15 protein-coding genes and 1 pseudogene are annotated in these 20646 nt (G+C 43.0%); 7 read left to right on the top strand and 9 right to left on the bottom strand.

Annotated elements, in window-relative coordinates; all coding sequences use genetic code 11:
• Positions 1-194 precede the first annotated feature (194 nt).
• Positions 195-1787: an ABC-F family ATPase gene (locus tag EP13_RS04140; protein WP_044058736.1), complete on the top strand. Its 1593-nt coding sequence runs from the start codon at positions 195-197 to the stop codon at positions 1785-1787.
• An 89-nt stretch (positions 1788-1876) separates the two neighbouring features.
• Here EP13_RS04140 and EP13_RS04135 read toward each other — a convergent pair whose 3' ends face one another.
• Together EP13_RS04135 and EP13_RS04130 are read right to left on the bottom strand one after the other, a co-directional pair.
• Positions 1877-3574 carry a patatin-like phospholipase family protein gene (locus EP13_RS04135; RefSeq protein ID WP_044056159.1) on the bottom strand — a complete coding sequence of 566 codons (1698 nt, stop codon included), beginning with the start codon at positions 3572-3574 and terminating at the stop codon, positions 1877-1879.
• Positions 3575-3807: 233 nt separating this feature from the next.
• Complete coding sequence (locus EP13_RS04130; RefSeq protein ID WP_044056158.1) at positions 3808-4710, bottom strand: BadF/BadG/BcrA/BcrD ATPase family protein; 903 nt, start codon at positions 4708-4710, stop codon at positions 3808-3810.
• A gap of 220 nt (positions 4711-4930) precedes the next feature.
• On the opposite strand from EP13_RS04130, the gene EP13_RS04120 reads away from it, so the two are divergent.
• Both EP13_RS04120 and EP13_RS04115 read left to right on the top strand, forming a co-directional pair.
• The gene (locus EP13_RS04120) at positions 4931-5590 is read left to right on the top strand and encodes a sulfotransferase family 2 domain-containing protein (RefSeq protein ID WP_044056156.1); all 660 of its coding nucleotides are present in this window, start codon (positions 4931-4933) and stop codon (positions 5588-5590) included.
• 66 nt (positions 5591-5656) lie between these two features.
• Positions 5657-6406, top strand: coding sequence for a MipA/OmpV family protein (locus tag EP13_RS04115; protein ID WP_044056155.1), 750 nt, complete (start codon positions 5657-5659; stop codon positions 6404-6406).
• Positions 6407-6513: 107 nt separating this feature from the next.
• Here EP13_RS04115 and EP13_RS04110 read toward each other — a convergent pair whose 3' ends face one another.
• From EP13_RS04110 to EP13_RS18855, 3 genes are all read right to left on the bottom strand, one after another.
• On the bottom strand, positions 6514-6939 hold the full coding sequence (locus tag EP13_RS04110) for a CreA family protein (protein WP_044058735.1): 426 nt from the start codon (positions 6937-6939) through the stop codon (positions 6514-6516).
• A 235-nt stretch (positions 6940-7174) separates the two neighbouring features.
• Entirely contained in the window at positions 7175-7855 is a 681-nt protein-coding gene (locus tag EP13_RS04105) for a glutathione S-transferase family protein (protein ID WP_044056154.1), read from the bottom strand.
• 168 nt (positions 7856-8023) lie between these two features.
• Entirely contained in the window at positions 8024-8968 is a 945-nt protein-coding gene (locus tag EP13_RS18855) for a class I SAM-dependent methyltransferase (RefSeq protein ID WP_052364279.1), read from the bottom strand.
• Positions 8969-9098: 130 nt separating this feature from the next.
• Here EP13_RS18855 and EP13_RS04095 point away from each other — a divergent pair, with 130 nt between their 5' ends.
• Both EP13_RS04095 and EP13_RS04090 read left to right on the top strand, forming a co-directional pair.
• Positions 9099-9464: a VOC family protein gene (locus EP13_RS04095; protein WP_044056151.1), complete on the top strand. Its 366-nt coding sequence runs from the start codon at positions 9099-9101 to the stop codon at positions 9462-9464.
• Between the two features lie 99 nt (positions 9465-9563).
• A complete protein-coding gene (locus EP13_RS04090; protein WP_044056150.1) occupies positions 9564-10064 on the top strand; it encodes a DUF2059 domain-containing protein in 501 nt (166 codons plus the stop codon).
• A gap of 379 nt (positions 10065-10443) precedes the next feature.
• On the opposite strand, the gene EP13_RS04085 is transcribed toward EP13_RS04090, so the two are convergent.
• Together EP13_RS04085 and EP13_RS04080 are read right to left on the bottom strand one after the other, a co-directional pair.
• Positions 10444-12174: a DUF262 domain-containing protein gene (locus tag EP13_RS04085; protein WP_044056149.1), complete on the bottom strand. Its 1731-nt coding sequence runs from the start codon at positions 12172-12174 to the stop codon at positions 10444-10446.
• Between the two features lie 234 nt (positions 12175-12408).
• Positions 12409-13845, bottom strand: a complete 1437-nt coding sequence (locus EP13_RS04080) for a serine hydrolase domain-containing protein (protein WP_052364278.1) — start codon at positions 13843-13845, stop codon at positions 12409-12411.
• Positions 13846-14002: 157 nt separating this feature from the next.
• On the opposite strand from EP13_RS04080, the gene EP13_RS19415 reads away from it, so the two are divergent.
• Positions 14003-14155 carry a helix-turn-helix domain-containing protein gene (locus EP13_RS19415; RefSeq protein WP_196897422.1) on the top strand — a complete coding sequence of 51 codons (153 nt, stop codon included), beginning with the start codon at positions 14003-14005 and terminating at the stop codon, positions 14153-14155.
• 45 nt (positions 14156-14200) lie between these two features.
• On the opposite strand, the gene EP13_RS04075 is transcribed toward EP13_RS19415, so the two are convergent.
• The gene (locus tag EP13_RS04075; RefSeq protein ID WP_044056148.1) at positions 14201-17938 is read right to left on the bottom strand and encodes an SbcC/MukB-like Walker B domain-containing protein; all 3738 of its coding nucleotides are present in this window, start codon (positions 17936-17938) and stop codon (positions 14201-14203) included.
• On the bottom strand, positions 17939-19387 hold the full coding sequence (gene sbcD / locus EP13_RS04070; RefSeq protein WP_044056147.1) for an exonuclease subunit SbcD: 1449 nt from the start codon (positions 19385-19387) through the stop codon (positions 17939-17941).
• A 355-nt stretch (positions 19388-19742) separates the two neighbouring features.
• Here sbcD and EP13_RS19410 point away from each other — a divergent pair.
• Positions 19743-20507: pseudogene (locus EP13_RS19410) on the top strand (PAS domain-containing protein); the annotation flags it as partial.
• Between the last annotated feature and the right edge of the window lie 139 nt (positions 20508-20646).

Below are 20646 nucleotides of genomic sequence, written 5' to 3'. Positions count from 1 at the left end.
CTGTCATTTTTACTTTGCATGCTGACTTTAGGTTCAATTATACAAAGGGGATATTCCCTAAATGCTCAAAATTTCCTCGACAGATGGCCATGAATTCCTTATAGTGCGCGCCCATAGCTACAAGCTTCATGGCGTATTCTTCTAATACCTATGAAAGCAGCTTTTCTTCTATTTTTACCCGCTGGATACCTGTTTTGATTACCACCGCAAATATCACCATGCAGTTTGGCTCTAAGCCGCTGTTTGAAAACATTTCTGCCAAGTTTGGCAATGGCAACCGTTATGGCCTCATTGGCGCAAACGGCTGCGGCAAATCTACTTTCATGAAAATATTAAGTGGTAAGCTTACCCCTACCTCTGGCAACGTTTCTATGGCGCCAGGGACTAAATTGGGGATTTTGAGCCAGGATCAATTCGCATTTGAAGAATTTAGTGTGGTTGATGCTGTGATAATGGGTGATCGTGAGCTATGGGAAGTTAAGCAAGAACGTGACGCCATTTACAGCAAGGCTGAAATGAGTGAAGAAGACGGCATGCGAGTCGCCGACTTAGAAACACAATTTGCTGAAATGGACGGCTACACTGCAGAAGCAAGGGCGGGAGATATACTCAACTCAGCAGGCATTGATGAAAGCTACCATTTTGGCTTAATGAAAGAAGTGGCACCAGGTAAGAAAGTGCGTGTTTTGCTTGCCCAGGCACTTTTTGCTGAACCGGATATATTGCTGCTCGATGAGCCTACCAACAACTTGGACATTTATACCATTAGTTGGTTAGCAGATGAATTGAATAAGCGTAAATCAACCATGCTTATTATTTCTCACGACAGACACTTCCTAAACTCTGTTTGCACTCATATGGCCGACATCGATTACGGTGAATTACGTGTTTACCCCGGTAATTACGATGACTACATTCAAGCGGCGATGCTGGTTCAAGAACAGTTACACAATGAAAATGCTAAAAAGTCAGCGGAAATTGAAGAGCTTCAAAGCTTCGTCGCACGGTTCTCAGCGAATGCCTCTAAAGCCAAGCAAGCCACATCGAGAGCGCGTCGTTTGGAGAAAATTGAATTAGCTGAAGTGAAAGCGTCTAGCCGTCGCAAGCCATATATAGTGTTTAAGCAACACAAAAAGCTTCACAGATTAGCCATTACCCTAGAAGAATTGGGTCATAGCTACCCTGAACTTCCTCTATACAGTAACGCCAGCTTGCTGTTAGAAGCGGGCCAAAGACTCGCAATTATCGGTGAAAATGGTGCAGGTAAAACCACCTTACTGAAATGCCTTGTGGGTGATTTAGACCCGACAGAAGGTAGCCTTAAGTGGGCTGAAAATGCGGCCATTGGCTATATTCCGCAAGATAACGCTAAATTCTTTTCTGACGATATCACCTTGTTTGAGTGGATGAGCCAATGGCGCAGCCCTAAGCACGATGACTTACAAATAAAAGGTATGCTTGGACGACTACTGTTTAGCTCTGACGACTTCAACAAAAAGGTTCAGGTTTGTTCTGGTGGTGAAAAGAACCGGCTATTGTTTGGCAAACTCATGCTGCAAGACATCAATGTACTGATTCTAGATGAACCGACCAACCATATGGACATGGAGTCAATCGAGGCGTTGAATAATGCCCTTTATAAGTTTGACGGCACGGTTATCTTTGTCAGTCATGATAGAGAATTCGTCTCTTCATTGGCCACGCAGGTTATTGAAATCAAAAACAAACAGTTAAACCACTTCGACGGTAATTACGAAGAGTTTTTGGCTCACTCTGCAGAGATATAACTGTTTCACTGGCTTAAATTTCCGCGTAAATTGATAGAAACAGGGGGGCTACGCCCCCCTATTTTCTTTACTATATAAGCTGGAAGCCGCTACAGGTACAGCGCTTTTCTCACTTTCTGTTTCACCACAAAATTCCATAAGGCAGTGCGTATAATCCACCCCAAGCCGGAATCTTTCGCAATCAGGTAATACCTCGACTTTACGCGTTTAAAAACTCGATCTCTGGTGGGTTTGTCCACGTCTTTAACAGATATTTTATTTAATGTTGAGTTGGCAAAATAGGCGTCTAACGTAGACGTATCTCTAGCAGAAATATTCAGCGGTAAATGTTCGCCAGGTATGAGTTGCTTTACCCCTTTTTCACTCGTATTTTCTCCGCTTAATATACCGTTTATCACATGCATGGCGTTTAAGCGCCCCCGTTGATAATCGTAGTGCCTAAACTTTTCATCAAAGAAGCCCAAAAAAGATTGAAGTAAATCACCCACTAAACGGTCTTCGTCAGCCGAAATTGTGTATATTGTTTTTAAATCTTTAAGGCCTAATTCTGCGCTTTTCTCCAGCACCGCAATGTTATCAATCCACAACTTAAAGGCATCAGGGCTTAACGGCTTGTCTTTTACATCTTCGGCATATTGCTCGGCTAGTCGAGCAAAAGCGTTTTCGTAGCTTTCATCCCCATTGTTACCGCTAAACGTTTGCAAAATGAGTGGCGTTATTATGGCTTGCTCAGCGGCTATGCTCTCTTGTGACAGTAAATAAAACTCATCTCTTAGTGTAATGGCTTGCTCGTCTAAACGTATAATGAGAGCGTTGTTTTTCGCTTGTATCAACCATTCTTGAAAACCACTTTGGGTAAAAATACTGGTACCGAGTTGAGCGGCAATCTCTAACAGGTTTGAGGTATCACTGTTAAACGTGGGATTCGCGGTGCTCTCTCGCTTTGTTGGCGATATATAAAAATAGAAACGCCGTTTGTAGTCTGTATTTTCGGTGTCGTTCATTTTGGCTAAATCCACTGCCATACCTAGCGGATAATTATTGAAAGTACCTCCGTCAACAAAGCAAAACTCGTTTTCCTCAAATTTAACCGCATCTCTCGCTTTGTAGTCATCATGTTGCCATTGTCGTGTCATTCTAATTGGCGAAAACGCAAGCGGAAACGCCCCACATGCCCGAGATGCTGTGGTAATGTTTTCCCAATGAGAAAAGGTATCTGAATGCCACCCTAAAACTTCGGTAAACCTATCTTGGTGACGGGTTTGCGTGAAGGTATCTTGTGCCAGCGATTCCGTCCCATAGCTAAAAACTTGTACATTATAATCAACGCCATTTAAGTTAGACATAGCCAACCCTAAGCGAATAAATTCCGCACTGGCGGTATGAGGATCACGTTCTTGCGGTGCAGGTGTCGCGGCGTACCTATTAAGGATAAGCTTATTCGCAATGTCTTTAATAAAGCCGTTTGATAACAGCGACGTCTTCGCGTTATCGCCTTCAAAGGCCATTAATAAGCCATCAATATCTACCGACTTTACCCAGGCTTTGTAGCCAACGTTGCTCTCTTCTCCGTCTAGGGCATCTTTATCGTACAACAGCTTTTGCGCTATCATTGCCGCTGTCATACCTCCGGCACTTGCGCCAGTAAGTACGTCTATTTCTATGGGTGTATTTTGCGGGTTGGCGTTGTGCTCTTTGAAGGCGTTGAGTAACTCATACACACACCCTGCTTCATAAGAACCTAAAGACACAGCGCCAGAAATGGCCATTGCTACTCGGTAAGTCATGGTTAACCCCTGTTAACTCAATATCCATTTGAATCACCAAGAGCATGCTCTTAGAAAGCAGATCCACCCTTCTTGGATGTATTTTTATTAGTATAGTGCTGATCGCTTTTCCAATAGTGATACCCACCAGGCAAACAGAAAACCGCATCAGCTTTAATAGGTTAAGTAAAAAGTAAATTAAGTGTTAATTCAACTAAAAATTAACATTAACCTTTCTAATGCAATCTGTAGGGTTAAGTTTTAAGGGGTGGCTCGGCATTGCTCTTTAATAAGGTTTCTTTAAGATAGTGAATCGCCCCTTTTTGTGCGTTATGTGCAGGTACGCAAAGTTGCTTTGAAATATCCTTACCAAGTAAAGGTTGATAAGGCTCAGCGAGGCCACCCACTAAAGCCACGGGCAAGGGTCTGTCTTGGCTCATGCTACGTATTAATTGGGATAAATACCCCGCGCCTAAATGAATGATGCTAGCGGCTGCCTCACACCCTTCATTAAACGCCGCAAACACCAAAGGCGAGAGCTTGCCAAAGTCTGAGGCGCAAAAATGCATGGTTTTTTCAATCATATCAACGCCATCGACCACGCCAAAATGCGTCATTATATTTCGCGATAGCAACGAGTGACTAGTAAGGGCGTCGATACATAAAAGGGTATGCCTAACCGCCTCCACCCCTAACCAGGCGCCGCTACCATTGTCTCCTAACGTTAAACCGTATCCACCCTTGTCGGAAAAGCCTGCTTCTCTATAACAGGTGGCCGCAGAACCGGTTCCGCAAATAACTAAAATGCCGTCTTCTCCTTTATGGGCACCTAAGCAAGCCGCATGTAAATCGCTTAGCGTAGCATATGTACGAAAAGGCCAATGTTGGGCATCAAACGTCGTTTTTGCTGCTGCCACATTCGCGCCCGCTAGCCCCGCTGCCACATGCAATTCATTAAGCGCGATAGAAAGGCCACTGCTTTCTACTGCACCATTTACCGCCATGAGGATAGATTGTGTAGCCTGCACTTTGTTGCTGACGATATTTGCAGGCCCAGAGGTAGCTGTACCCAGAACATAACCATCGCTATCTTCCAGCTGTGCTCTGCACTGAGTTCCGCCGCCATCAATTCCGATGAAATATTCGCATGGGCTCATTGGGTATCCTGTGTATTAACTAAACTGGGCTTAGTCTCGCCAACATGGCAGACATTTTAGCAATGCATTTCAGCATAATGTAAAACCGCTGTACAAAATGCCACCACCTTAGGTAAGGTTTGTGTAAGGCGATCACTTTGTCGCTTTTATATAATAAGTTGTCACAATCCTGAGGCATACTTCTAAACGGATTTTCAAACAAAAACAAGGACATTCTTGAATGTTGCTTTCCCATAGTAAACAGTTTCTTTTTGTTCATATTGCAAAAACGGGCGGCACCAGTATCCGAGGTTCGCTAGCCTCTTATCGGTGGGGGCATCCGTATTCTTTCCCTCAGTTTCTTTGCCATAAAATGAGTCAGTTCTGTGGCCACAAGCTTGCTAGTCGTTTTCCTCGCCATGCAAAAATTATTGCTGCGAAAGAAATGCTCCCCGACGAATACTTTAATAAGCTGTTCAAATTTGCGTTTGTTCGCAATCCATGGGACTTGCAAGTGAGTTCTTATCACCACATTAAACGAGAGCGCCCGCATTTAATGGAGGGGCATGAATCATTTACTAGCTTCATGCGCTGGAAATTCGACCCTGAACGCCCTTATCAATATCACATAGACACGTCGCTACAACTGCAAACCGATTATCTAATAGACCTACACGGAAACTTGCTTACCGACTTTATTGGCCAATATGAAACGTTCGAACAAGACTATCATTATGTTTGCGATAGATTAGGACTAAAGAAGAAACCCTTACCCCATAGACGTAAAGCCACAGACAGGCAAGAGTATCAAGCCTATTACACCGATGAAACGAAAGCGATGGTGGATAAGCACTTCGCACAAGACATTCAACTACTGGATTACACCTTCGATTTAGAATAAATTCACCGAGTGATCGAATTAAAACGCCGCTCTGTATTCCTTTTACGCTATTAAGGAAAGCCAATAATGAAAACCAGCTTATTAGGCGCGATTGTCGCACTTACCTTTTCAACTGCAAGCTTCGCCCAATCACCCAATAACTCCCCGCAAGGCTGGATGTGGGGGGTAGGTATTGCTGCGTCTCAAGACGTGTACACAGACTTTGATAACCGCATAGTACCTATTCCCATCATAGGTTATGTCGGCGAACGCTTGCGGGTATACGGGCCCTTTGTAGGTTATCAGTTATTGCAAGACGACGGATTCACCCTTGATGCCCAGCTCGTGCCCATCTTTGCAGGCTATGAAGAGGATGACAGTGCTGTGTTTAACGGCATGGAGGACAGAGATTTCAGTTTTGGTGCAGGGCTAAGCTTGCGTTATGCCAAAAATGGATGGACTTACGAACTGGCTTCAAACGCCGATATCCTAGGCACTTTCAATGGTTATCAGGCCACGGCCAGCATTGGCAAAGCGTTTAGAACAGGGCCATTTGTGATAGAGCCCAGTGTGGGTGTTACGTTTCAAGACAACCATTACGTTGACTACTACTATGGCGTAACCGCAGCAGAAGCCACGACAACTCGTGCCGCTTACAAGGGCGATAGCGCAGTGAATACCGAGCTTGCCCTTGCTGTTTCCACACCTATTTTTTGGGGTGGAATGACGCGGTTTCAAATAGGTGCAACCTTTTATGATGACAGTATCAGTGATAGCCCTCTTACCGACAGCGACAGCGCATTTAATGCCATGTTGATGTTTTCGCGTTTTTTCTAAAGCCGAATAAAAAACAAGATGACGTTCGCACATCCCCCCCCGACATTTGGTTCGTCGAATTAGTGGGGGGTGTAACTTTTAGGCACGCTTTTGTACCTAACCCATCCTTAGTTGCTTACATACGCTTGTGTACCCCACAACGGCACGGTAGATAAGCTGTGTTTGTAACTGCCAGAGGTTTCTTTCGTACTGTAGGTTAAGTACATCAGGGTTTGCGAATTCGCGTCGAATATTCGCCTTACTTTCATATTTTTAAAGAAAACACTTTTCGATTTTCTAAAAATAATATCCCCCGAATCAGAAGTATCAATATTGGCGAGCATGGCGGGCGTAATTGGCCCCGTTTGCCTACAAGCAATGGCGCTGTCAGAAGGATCAGACAAATCCAAATTCGCTTCAATGCTGGATATATGGCAAGTTACGCCCGGAATGTCTGGGTCTTGTAATGCATCAATTTTAATGTCTTTGGTGGTAAAAAGCCCCAAAGATACATCGGCCACTTCACTATCACTGCATGCTGAAAGCCCCAACATCACAGATACTGCGCCAAGACATTTCAACCAGGATCTTATGCCATCATTTTGTTTATTCATTCTATTCACTTCTGTCATCTTTGTGAGTGTGTATTGCTGGATTATACTTTTTAAACCACGGCTTGGTTTAACCCACTAAAAATAACACGGCATGCAGTGTTTGAAAAAACATTAAAAAGGCTTATTGAAAAGGGGTGCAAACACGCCATACTCAATATGGCGTGAAACAAATAACTTATGCTTTTGGATAGTTTGATGGAAAGAAGGCACGACGGGCTTCTTCATCAAATTCTGTTTTAAACTCAATACCCTTAGCAATGTCTCTGGCTCTTAGCGCAGCAGGTCGCCCGTTTATTTTATCAAACCATGCCGATAGATTTGGATAAGGCTTAAGCCCCTCTTCACCTAGCACCACGTTGGCTTTATCTATCCATCCCCAGGCGGCCACATCAGCAATCGTGTATTCATCGCCCACAATAAATTCTCTATTCGCTAAATGAGAATCGAGCACTTCATAGTGACGCTGCGCTTCCCGTAAATAACGGTTAACGGCATACTCTAACCCTTCTTTGGGAGCCGCATGCCTAAAATGAACACATTGACCAGAGTATGGACCTAACCCTGTGGCAATGAACATCATCCAGGACAACAACTCTGCTCTGTCTTCAGGTTTGCCACCTAATTTGCCTGTTTTTTCCGACAAATACATGAGTATCGCGTTCGAGTCGAATACACGCTGACCATTATCTTCAATAGCCGGGGTTTTGCCATTAGGGTTAATTAAACGAAACTCCGGGGTATGTTGGTCGCCTTTTAGGGTATCCACGGGTACCAATTGAAAATCAAGCCCTGTTTCCTCAAGAAACAAAGCCACTTTCATTGGGTTAGGCGTATGGTGAAAGAAAAATTTAAGCATAGTGACATTCCTATTTATGTGAATAGGCATTCAACCATGCAGTGAACGATCGTTCAATGAGTTTTTGATTGCGCTTTTATGAATAAAAAGTGACTGTTATTGTTTACTAATAGTAACCAGACTTCAGGTGAATAAATCTTCACCCCGCCTGTAAGTTTCAGATTAGCTTTAGCGCTTTTTTATCACCGAAATACAATCTAGGGATTTTACTCCCCAATCGATAACCAATTGCTCTTCAATGATAAAGCCACTCTTTTGGCAGATGTGCGCCATATCTTGAGCGTTAAATTCACTACGCCAATGTGGGTTTTTTCTCCAGTTTTTGTCAGCTTCAAAACTGCTATGCCCTTTTGCGTTTGAGTGATGTATGACAGCCTGACCACCACTTTTTAATACTCGGCTAAACTCAGTTAATATGTAATCAATACTTCTATAATCAAAATGTACCATGGCATCCCAGCTATAGATAAAGCTCATACTGCCGCTGTCTACAGGGATACTTTCTGGCTCACTGACTTTACAAACTACGTTATCTTTATTAGAAAAACGTTCCGAGCAATACGCGATGGCTTCGTCATTTGTATCCACACAAGTTAGCGAACCTGAAAAAGTACTTAAAAGCTCTGCAATCCTTCCTTTCCCACAGGCAAAATCCAAAACATTCGAAAAGTCGAAGTGGTATTTATTCATTAAGGGTTCAAGATAGGTATGGAAATGTACTTCGTTATGCCCTTCAGCATTGTTATAGTACTCATTCCAGTTGTAGGAATGAGGCTCTACCTGACTCTCTTCCAGTGCATAACTACTATCAATAGTAACAATCCTATCTTGGCTTACACCTTGGGAAACTAAACTCTGGCTTATTTCGCCACCAAATTTGACTGAAGCGACAACGATAGGGTAGTTGGGCAAACTCGCCACTTCCTCTGCAGGGACATAACGAATGTTTTCTATTGTTTGTGGCGAAGTAAATTTTTTGTCTGCCATGTATATGGTTGGAAATAAATTTAACACGTTTAATTGCCGTACAAATGACTGACCGACTTCGCCTGCTCCGTAAATAATGACGCCGTCTGCAGTAGCCACACGCCCAAATGGAAATAGATAAAACATAAAATCCCTTAATTTATAAAATTCGATGGTCTATATTGAAACATAAAGCGCATCGTTCCAAGTTTATAGACTTTATTCAAGCTATTTAATCGCTTGAGCAACAAGCCGTCTAAAGGAATTAGAGTAAGAAGTGGTAAATTTAAAAATACGCGAAATAAAACCCTTTGTTCCTGCAAAGGACGTTGAATGCTCCAAGCGCTTTTATCAGTTGATTGGCTTTGAATTGGTATCCGAATTCGGGGATATCGCTTATTTTAAATTAGGTGCTTGCTCATTTTTACTTCAGGACTTTTATAAACCGGTCCACAGTAACAACTTTATGATGCACCTTTTGGTGGAAGATGCACAACATTGGTATGAACACATCCAAACACTAAATCTCACTGAAGAGTTTGATACCAAGGTTACTGAATTGGTTGTTCAACCTTGGGGAATGCTGGAGTTTTGTGTGACAGACCCTAGTGGTGTGTTGTGGCGCATTGCCGAGAACAAGTAATTTATCAATGCCATTGCAGACTTGGTTCGCAGGGACGCACGCTCGCTGGGCGTCTTATTTAAAAGTTAGACCTCATCGTTAAATTAAGGAATGTTTACAATGAAAATTAAATCTCTACTCATCACGATACTCTTAGCGACTTCTTGTTACTCCTATGCCGACAGTGAATCAAAGCAAGCAAAATTAAATGAGCTAGTAAATGTAATGGATATGGACTCCATGGTTGAGCAAATGTATTCGCAAATGGAAGCAATGATGCAGAACATGTCCACGCAATTGAGGGTTCAACCTTCTGAGCAAGAAATTTTTGATGATTATTACAGTCAGATGGTTCTCATCATGAATGAAGAAATGAGCTGGGCCAAAATGGAGCCCCTCATTGTCAATATCTACGATAATAATTTCACGGAAAAGGAAATTAACGATATTTTGGCATTTTACAAAACAGAAACAGGGCAGTCTCTATTGTTAAAGATGCCAGCAGTGATGCAAGAATCGATGCAAATATCACAGACTTTAATGCAAGCTTCTATTCCAAAGATTCAAGAACTTGCTAAAAATCTAAGCGAAGATTTAGCAAAATCTCGAAACAGTCAATAAACGATTAAAAAGGGATATTTAAGCGCGTCGGTTGCTGTAAACCTGCTGATGCGCTAGTAAGTAGGCTGCCACACTTCGTTTTAATTTTAGCCAAAACACTAGCGCTTTTAGCTTAAAGTTCGGTGATTAAGTGTATCCAAATCTGACGGCCTCTTGTGTACGTGAAGCGGTCGTTCCTGATACTTAGTGGTGAATTGCGAAAATGAGCGAATAGCGGAAATAGTAGAGTCAGATAGGGCTTGCCCGTTAAATATACAGGCATTCAGACTTATACCAATGCAATTTAGCCAATATGCCAGTTGCTACAACTTAATTACTTTACAGAGACAACAGCTCAAGCTCATTAGAAGCACACTTTGAAGGGTCATTAGTTTAGGAGCTAATTCCAAACATCGGTATATGCGCGAAGAGCGAGTGTATTTGTGCGAGTACTTATATTTTCTGGTGTCCAATGATCTTGTGTTTCTGATGCTAAGAATTCCTCCACGATTCGGTAATCAGAATTCTGATAAATTTGCTTTTTAATAGAAAAGTCACTGACATTTGCTTGACCATTCCAACTTTGACCCAGCGGTAGTAAATTACCTATAGAGCCTATTATTTCTTTATTTATGTCAGATGTAGATTGGCTCAAGATATGTTCTATTGATAAATCACTTGGTTCAAACTCATTACTGTTCCTCAATGATCGCTCAAATTTAATAAATATATATTGAATCAGCTTTTTATGGGAGGTGTTCCCGTTAACAAACTGTAATTTATTAAATTTATCTATGAAATTTTCTTGAGTCGGTTTCTTCTGACTTAAGGTGGTTAAAAGTTCATCAATCGTTTCTCTGGCTTCTCGGCTATCTGATGTGTTTGATAGCTTTCGTGCTGACTTGGCATATGTTCCCTCTATACCAGATGGTCTCAAGCTACAAATTGAATTAAACATGAAGTGGAAATTTTCAATTTTTTTCAGAGTATCAATTAACTTAGCTTGTTTTAGTATACCTCTATTGCGCGCCTTAAACAGTGACAATAGAAATGAACGCATGATGCTTACGTTAAAAACTCTTAAAGCGCTTAGTGAATTGAAGATATCCCTTTGATCAGCTTGCGGCCAATCTGTCGATAATGGAGAAACTATTTTTATATAACTCAGGCAGTCATCATGAAGTTCTTGCAGATAATCCTCAGCTATTAAGTTACCCCCATCCCACTGCTTCTTGAACGCCTTATATAAATTTCGCTTACTAGTATAAGCAAATTTCGTCGTCCAATGATGAATTGTGTACTCTTCTAACCCTACCGATATTTCTCTCGAAGATAAGGTGCTGACAATTCCATTCCACCTATCTTTTGCAAAATCAATTGGGTATGTTGTCCCCCATTCTTGCAATACTTTATTTTTTATAAGGTCTACTGGACTTAGATTTATTCCGCGAGCGTTGAGTATTTCAAAAATAGTGTAGGCATCATCGCTATTCAGCACATTTACTCGAATAACTTTCAGGTGGTCAACAATTAAATCTAAAAGTATATTGAGGATTTCTATATATTTCTCGTTACTAACCTTGCCAGTTAAACCAAATAGTTTTTTTAAAGAGGGCTTACCTACTAGTTTAGCAATTTGATCAAAGGCATTTTTAACGAGGGTATCTTCTTCAGATTGGGGTATACATTGATGTGGCTCTAGGTCTTGGACTAATAACTGAAAGTAGTTCGTAGAAGAACGCTTGTCTAGCTTTGCAAACTCGTTTCCTCTTCGGTCTGAGCCTTTTATGTAAGTTTCAAATGTAGATTGCGCAGCTCGAACTACACCTATGCTATTCAGTGCTCTACACAATGCAGAGATTAACATAGTGATTACGGTTAATCTTTGTTGCCCGTCTACAACTTCTATCTCGAAGCTGTCATCTGGTCCAGCCAAGACTAACGTCCCGATAAAGTATTCTTCACATTCATAGCCTGATTCCGTTTGGATGATAGAATTAATCAAATCAGACCATAGCTCATCAATGTTTTCTTTTGTCCAAGAAAACTCTCTTTGGTATCTAGGGATAAAATATTGTTTACTAACTGACAATAGCGCATTTATTGTCACTGGCTCAGCTTGAAAATTCATTTAGTTCCCTTAAACAGAATTCGGAGCGGCTTGTGGAGCGGCTAAAAAGCTTGCTCGTTTAAGTCGTTTATCATCCAACGTACCAAAATTCCAGGCAAATGTCCGCTTTTTGTCTAATTGCGCCTGTCAATCAGACGGCTTTCTTCGAAGCAATAGTAGGATAGAGTCGCTTTCTTGATCAATTCGATAGAAACAAAATATTATTGGTATTGAATAGTGAAATAAGCCAGCCTTTTACTGTTGCTGGTATACCAGTGAACCGTTTGTTAGCATGAATTCACCGTCATCATTCATTGATGTGGTAATAGGGCGTGATATGGAACCAAAATGAGCGACATACTCACCGTCAACGTTCAAAAGAACACCTTCTAATACGCCCCAACTTACCTTTATCTGATTATCTTCAACATAAATTGTCATCTGCGGCCAGTTTTGCGTATTTAAGTAAGAACCAATTAGACTGTTAACCTTGCCGTCTGCAGGCACGATTTGCGATGGAGAAGGTGCAGACAGTCGTTGTTTGTCAACGAACTGCTTCAACCGCTGTGATTCTTCAGCAAGGAGCGACTGGGCATTGTCTTTAGACAACATTGTGTTGTATGCGTAGTTAGCGATGACGTGTGGTAAGAGAAAGGCAATATCCTGATTGGTAAAGCTGATTACGCCAATTTTTTTCTCAGGCATAAACGAGACATGGATGCTGTACCCCGCATAAGTGCCGAAGCGTGTTAGCAAGGTCTCAGTATTGTATTGTGCTACATCCCAGCCTAACGTGTAGCCTGTTCTCTGGTAAGTGAAATATTGTCGGTCTTGCTCAACCTGTTTGCTGTGCATCAATTCAAATAGCTTCGAGTCTTTTTCGTTTCCTAGGCTTTGCTTAATATTGGCTTGCAGCCAGCGGCTGAGGTCAGCGACTGTAGACGTTAGCCCGCCAGATGCGTGCATAGTTTGGTTAGTTTTAAAGTGTCCTTGCAGGAATCTTGTGCCATTATTTGCGGTGACAATCGAGGGAAATATTTTGTCGGGAACTTCATGAGTGGTATTTGTCATTCCAAGTGGTGAGAAAATACGTTCATTGAGCAGGTTCTGCCAAGGTTTCCCTAACGTTGACTCGAACGCCATAGCCGCAACAATCGGACCTGTGTTTGAGTATCGGAACCCCTTATTGGGTGCAACTAATGTATTAAAATTTAGAGCGTTAACAAGTTCGGCTTGGTCGGCATACCCTAAGTAAGCGGTTTTAAATGAATGCTGAATACTGGTAAAGCCGCTAGTGTGTGTGAGCAGCTGCTTAAGGGTGATGCTTTGTGCATCTACCTTGTGGTTAGTGATGAGATTTTTGTTATAGCCAACGACTGGCTTGTTTAAGTCAATTTCCTCATTTGCATGTAATAATGCCGCCAAAGTGCTGGTCATCGCTTTGGTATGTGAGGCAATCAAAAATTGACTATTTTCGTCAAAATGTAGCGTTTCTTGTGAAAATTTGTCAAAAGACACCAACCCTTCTTCGTTCACGATTGCCACAAATTGTGTACCAATTAACTGATTCTCCTCTACCAGATTTTTAAGAACCTGCTCCATATCTGAGACCGGAGCTGCGTCAGCAGAAAATGCTAGAGGGCTTGCAAAACCCAGTGAAAGCGCGACAAACCTATATAGTAATCTTTTCATTATCTTATATCCAAAACGAGAATGTGAGTTAAGTGTGTTTCCACGGTTGCCAGCTTTGTCCCTAAAAATATGGTCAGTCATGCACAACTGGGTTCTGGAATAGCAATAGCTATACCAGTATTATCAGGAAGGTTATGGAGATACCAGCGGACAGCAGGTGTTCATCTTAGTGGGGATAAAACGGTCAATTACATCAGTTATGCTTGACTCCGGATTTCAAACGAAGTCCAGCTTCAACAAAGAGTTTAAAACGCTTAAAAACCTATCACCGTCTGAATACCGAGAAAAGCAAATGAGTAAATTGAAATGACTGCTCAATTGCTTAGTATGAATCACACATATGAGCCACTACATATTACGCAACCCTATACCTTGCATCCAATGCACTTAATCCTACCCCGTTGCGTTTGATAACTTTTAGTTGCGTGGGGATGCGCTCTTTCATCGCTTCAATATGGCTAATGACACCAATCATTTTGCCGCTGGCATTCAGGTTGTCTAACGCGTCGAGCGCGACATCTAAGGTTTCAGCATCTAAGGTACCAAAGCCTTCATCTAGGAATAGCGAGTCGATACTGGTTTTGTGGCTCACTAAGTCTGACAGCGCTAGCGCCAACGCTAAACTCACTAAAAAGCTCTCTCCGCCTGACAAAGTTTTGGTGTCTCGCTCCACATCGCCCTGCCAAGTATCCAGCACGCTTAAGCCCAGTCCCTCATTTTCTTTACGGCTTAACTGATACCTACCGTGCAACTTGTCTAGCTGCTGGTTGGCCAATTGAACAAGATTATCTAGCGTTAATCCCTGTGCGAAACGCCTGAATTTATCTCCACTGGCCGAACCGATAAGCGAATGCAAATAGGTAATGTCGTCGTAATAGGCTTCAAACGTTGCCATTTCATCCACGAGTTTTTGCTGCTTTTCACGGGCTTGATGGTTCGCGTGAAGTTGTTGCTCAAGTTGCCCTAACGACGATAAAAGCCCATCTCTTTGCTGCGCGATTTCAGTTATTTGCAGCCCTACCCACTCTGAACCATGGTGTTCTAACGACTGCGCCCAGCGTTCGGCATGCGCTTTAGCTGACAGCGACTTTTGGGTGGCCAATGCATTTTCTACTAACAAGTCTGCCTGCTGCTTTTTATGGGTTAAGCGCTTTTGAAGTTCAACGTAGCCCATTCGGGTTTCTTCATCGAGTAACGCATTGCTGAAAGCTTGTTCGTTGGAAAAGGGGCTGTCTGCCAGTTTGGCGTTAAAAGCCTCAGTGGCGTCATTGAGCGCCTGTTGCTTTTCAGCCATTTGCCCATTGAGCTGCGCAATTTCAGCCTCTAAACGGGATAACGCGTTATCTGTATTTTGCAGCTCTGCTTTGGTGTCACTCAGTTGCTGTTCTGCATCATCGACTTTTTTTCGTGCTTTGCTTCGAGCTTCATCAATATCAGCTTCCGGGAAAATGTTTAGGCGGGTATTCCGCAGCGCAACCAATTTCTCTTCGTGCTGTGTTAATTGGGTTAACACTTCCTTAAGTTGCGCCTGCGCACTTTCGATATCGCGGTCTATTAGCAGTAATGTTTCATTAACACTTTGCAACTCGTCTTTAAGTGCGTCGCGCTGCTGTTGCTTTTGCTTATAGGTTTTAAGCGCGTCGGCTTTTTCATTTAACCAGTGAAGAATATGGCCCATGACCGGTGCTTGGCTTTCGGTAGCGTCACTTTCGCTCGCTGAAAAAGAATCATGATGGGCACTAATATCTTGCCTCAATGCAGCCACTTTCTCGTTAACCGCCTTGGTTTTGTGCGTCAATTCATTTTGGCGTTCGCGTATTTGCTTTGCCAATGTCTCCCTCTGTTGCTGATTCATCGCATGGGCAGACTGTTCAGCTTGCAAAGTAGTGTGTGCTTGGCTCGCTCGTTGCGTTGCAGTATTGAGCGCCTGTTCACATTGCTCAATATGCTTTACCTGCACATTTATTTCATCTAAACGGGTTTTAAACTGCTGAGTAAACTTCTCCACACTTTGGGCAGTGTCTACTTTCACCTCTTTAAAACGAGGAATATCGGTGCACAGTTGGTTTGAGATCCTGTGCCATTTAACAAGTAGCGCCTCACTTTGTGAGTGAGCCTGAGTAATTTGCTTTTCCACTTGGGCAAGCGTCAGCTCGGTTTGCGTGACACTGTCTTTTGCCTTGGCCCCTTTTTGTTCTATGTCATCAAGCTGCTGCTTCGTGATGTCTCGCTTAGCAATGGTGTCTGGCACATCTATGGTCACGCTAGACGTGGTGTGCTCATTAGCCCCGCATACCGGGCAAGGTTCTCCACTTTTTAATTGCGCACGCAAGTGAGCCACTTCTGCATCAAGGGCAATAAGCGCCTCAATATCTTTTAAGTTACTGCGGGTTGCTTTATACGCCTGAACTAAGCTGTTTCGCTCTGCTTGTTGCTGTAAAAGCGTGCTAGCGAGTGCATCTTGTTGAGCGGTAAGAGACGCTTTATCCTCTTCACACACAAGATATTGCTGTTGAACATGGGCTAGCTGCACCAAATTATCCCAATGGTTTAGCTTTATATCGCGCTCTTGCTGCAAACTGGCTTTGCTAGTGTTACTAAGTACTGCGTGTAACGCCTGTTCACAGTGGGCTACCCTCGTTTTTTCAGCGTTGTAATTATCCGTCAGTACGCTCAATGCTTGCTGACTTTCTTCTATTGAGCCATCGAGTGTGGCTAGCACTTCCCTTTCTTTACTTAAGGCTTCCGTTAGCGCTTTTAGTTGCTGTTGCTCGTTGTCTATGTAGCGAGCGGTTTCGCCCCATCCACTCATAAATTCAGCCATACCGAGTAATGCGCTGTGCTCGCTTAGGAAGGTCTCTAATGTCGCCAGCGTTGATTTATTCTCCGCCGAAGCGCTTTCGGTATCCGCACGGTGCGTTTTTAGCTGTTCTAGCGTTTGCGTTAAACGCTGTGATGCTTCATTGGCTTTTTGCTGCGCGTTGATATGTTGCGCTATGTCACTATCAAGGGGAATGACGTGTTCATGTATACGCTTTTCAAGGGCCGCAGTTTGCGCTTTGGCTTCATTAAGTTCTGATTCAGCATGACTAGCGGCTGCAATTAACTGCCTTTTTTTGCTTTGCAATTCCGGTAGTTGAGCTGCTTTGTGGTTCACACTGTTTTGGTAGCGGGTAACATCCTGTTGAAGTGAATTGCGCTGTAAGTAGGGCACACGAAGTTTTTCTGCCGGTTCGCTTTGTGCTAAACGCGCAAGCGTTTGCTCTGCCCCATTAATGGCATCATTCGCTGAATTTTGAGCTTGTTTCGCGTCATAAAGCGCCTGTTCGTTGCTTTTTACTGCAAGTTGCCATTGTTGCTGTTGTTGCAATTCGGCTAGTTGCTTATTAAATGCTTCTATCCGCTGCTGGGTACTGGCTTGCTCTTGTTTTAACTGTGCAACGTGCTCATCACTGAGTAAGGTAACCCCTTCAAGCTTCAATTCATATTCTTTTTTCTTTTGTTTGGCATCGCTAAATTGTTGATGCACTGTTTGAGAAATTTGCCCGTAAATTTCTGTTCCCGTCAGCTCTTCTAAAAGCTCTGCTCTGTCACCTTCATTAGCATTTAAAAAGGCGGCAAAATCACCCTGCGATAACATCATCGATTTTGTAAAGCGCGCAAAATTAAGGCCGGTCAGTTTTTCTATTTCTTCATTTTTAGGTCTCACTTGCGTGGCTAAAACATCGCCGCTTTCAACTTCTGCCAGCTCTACATCAGCACTTTGCAAGTTACCGTCAACCTTTCCTCGCGCTCGGCGCATACTCCAAAATGCTCGATAGGCTTTGCCTTTAATATCAAATTCTACTTCGGCCAAACACTCGGCTGTGCCGCGAGTCATAATGTCATTGTTCGAAGTAGAAATAGCACCAAGACGAGGAGTTTGGTGATATAACGCCAAGCAGATGGCATCTAGCAACGTGGTCTTGCCTGCCCCCGTGGGGCCGGTAATTGCGAACAAACCATTGTCGATAAAAGGCGATTGAGTGAAATCAATTTTCCACTCTCCTTTCAGGGCATTGAGATTTTTAAGGCGTAAAGTCAGTATTCTCATTTATGCTTCGCCTTGTGTTGCTTGGTTTTGCTCAGAAGCCGACGCACTGCCGCTCAACGTGCTTAGCGGTTCTGTCTCTTCTTTGTTTGCTAAGTCCTCTTTGTTTGTATGCACAAGCTCTACGGCATCAGAAAACAAATGCCTAATGCGATCAATACGCGACAGCGGTGTACTTTTTGACTGTGGTTCTATCGCTTCGGTTACGGTGTCCGCAGATGTTTCGTCTAAAGACGCCAAGGCCAGACGCGCTTCAAATACATCTTTAACAGACAACTCACTAAGCTGAACATTTTGCGTTTCGCTCAAGCTTTTCGCTGTGCGCTGACGTACCCGTTTAAGCTGCAGAATCTCAGCGTTTTTGCCCTCTAAAAATTGCTGAACCCGTTGCTGTAAATCAGAAAGGTAGTCTTGTGTTTCCACTTCAATGCAAAGCCACACCGCACTTTTATTGCTATCAGTATCTGCGCCATTGGTTGAATCAGTCTTTGATGCCTGGGCAATTGCCTCGCTTGCGTTGATGGCTTTTTCAATAGCTTGTAAGTCTCCTTTAATCACCTCCATGGGTTGGAAGCGAGGCACAGGGAGTGTAGAGATGCACGGGGATGTACTTTGCGACGTAAATTCCACCAATACCACTTGTTTTTGCGTATTGAGCTCATCAAAGCTTAACGGTATCGGCGAGCCTGAATAACGAATATGTTCGGTTTTAGCCACTTTTTGCGGCCTGTGTATGTGCCCAAGCGCAATGTAATCAGCGGGCGGAAAACCTCTAGCGTCAAAGCCCTCAAGAGTACCTATGTAAATGTCACGCACACTTTCTGACTGGCTGACACCTAACGCGGTTAAGTGTCCAGTAGCGACGATTGGAATCCCGTTATTCTGCTCGTCGTTGGCCCCTTTTGCTTTTTCAATCAAAGCCGCCCGTTGTGCTACCGCTTGATGGTACAGTGCCGCATAATGCTGTTTGATTGCATCGCCCAGTGCCTGGCGCTTATCAGTGGCGCTTTGTCCTGCTTCACTCACCAGCACATCACGAGGCCGAATAAAAGGCACAGCACACAACACCGCACTTGGCTGCCCTTCGCGGTTATTTAAGGTAATTACCTGCTCGCTTGTCTCGCCATAAGTACTGGCAATCACATGGCTATTTAGGTACTTAAGTAGCGCCTTGCTTTCATTTAAAACCGACACAGAATCATGATTTCCACCCAGTACCACAAGCGTACATTGCAACCCTTGTAATTCTCCGATAAACCCGTGGTAAAGCTCTCTGGCATAACTTGGCGGCGTCCCTGTATCAAAGACATCACCAGCGACAATTACGGCATCAATTTCATGTTTTTTTACTACGTTTAAAAGCCATTTTAAGAATGCTTGGTGTTCGTGTTTTCGGCTTTTTGTAAAAAAGCTTTGCCCTAAATGCCAATCAGACGTGTGCAGTATTTTCATGTAAGTGAAACGCCAACAAAGAAAAATAAAAATGAATTGGGCTCATTCTAATATGAATGAGGTATGCATCAACAGCGCATAAGACAGAAAAAGACCGAATCGTCAGTATCTATGAAAAGAAGCACACATTTATGGAAAATAATCAAAGTGAGAAAACCTTTTAAGTTTACAAAAAAACATTATTCTTTCGACGAGTTTTTCATGCCCTCTTACACCAAATTGTCACGTGAGTGCAGTAAAAATAGATATATTGTCTAAGCGCTTTTTCGAAAAACTTTGCTTACTATATTCAATATAATTTTTATAAAAACTTAAAAAACACTTAATCAGTAATTATTCGCTTGCCGGAGTTGATATGTTTGTAACAAGTTCAAGATATACTAACGACATAGCTTCTCTCACGGACGAGAACACCAATCTCTTAGTAACGCTGGATGCGTTGAAGAACAATTTAGCCTATGCCATTTATGACGGTTCAGGAAATTGCACCTATGCTTCTGACAGCCTTATGGCAACCTTAGGTTACCCTAAAGGATCTCCGCCTGCATTTAGCCACCGTCAATTGCGCGTTGAGGCTGTACAAACAGACAGCCAATACAACTACTTCTGGCAATCATTACTTAACGGTGAAAGTGTAAGCGACACAGTAGCCCGTAAATCGGCAACGGGTACCACCTTATGGTTAACGGCTAGTTACGTCTCCGTAAAGGTTGCCAACGGCACAGAAGTTCACGCTGTTTACCACGATGTCACCGAACAGCAGCGTGCTTATTACGAAGGGAAAGCGGTTTCTGATTCTCTAGATAAATCGATGGCAGTTATCGAGTTTGAGCCTGATGGCACCATTATAACCGCAAATGAAAACTTTACGGCTACCGTTAAATACAATTTAAGTGAAATCCAAGGCAAGCATCACAGGATGTTTTGTAAGGATAAATTCTACCAGGAAAACCCGACGTTTTGGGAGTCACTGGCACAAGGTAACTTCTCGTCAGGCACCTTTGAGCGCGTTGATGCGAACAGTAACCCTTTGTGGTTAGAAGCTACCTACAATCCTGTTTTTGATGCGTCAGGCAAAGTCATTAAAGTGATTAAGTTTGCCTCTAACGTTACTGACCAAGTCACTGAAAAACACAACATTTCTCAGGCAGCCGAATTAGCCGTATCCACGGCGGAAGAAACCTCGCAAATCGCCGCAGAAGGCGCTTCCTCACTACATCGTAGTATTGACGTATTTCAAACAACCCTCGATGAAGTTG

Source organism: Alteromonas australica (assembly GCF_000730385.1).
Classification (GTDB): Bacteria; Pseudomonadota; Gammaproteobacteria; order Enterobacterales; family Alteromonadaceae; genus Alteromonas; species Alteromonas australica.
The sequence above is the reverse complement of the archived record's forward strand: the minus strand, read 5'-3'. Positions and strand labels throughout refer to the sequence as shown.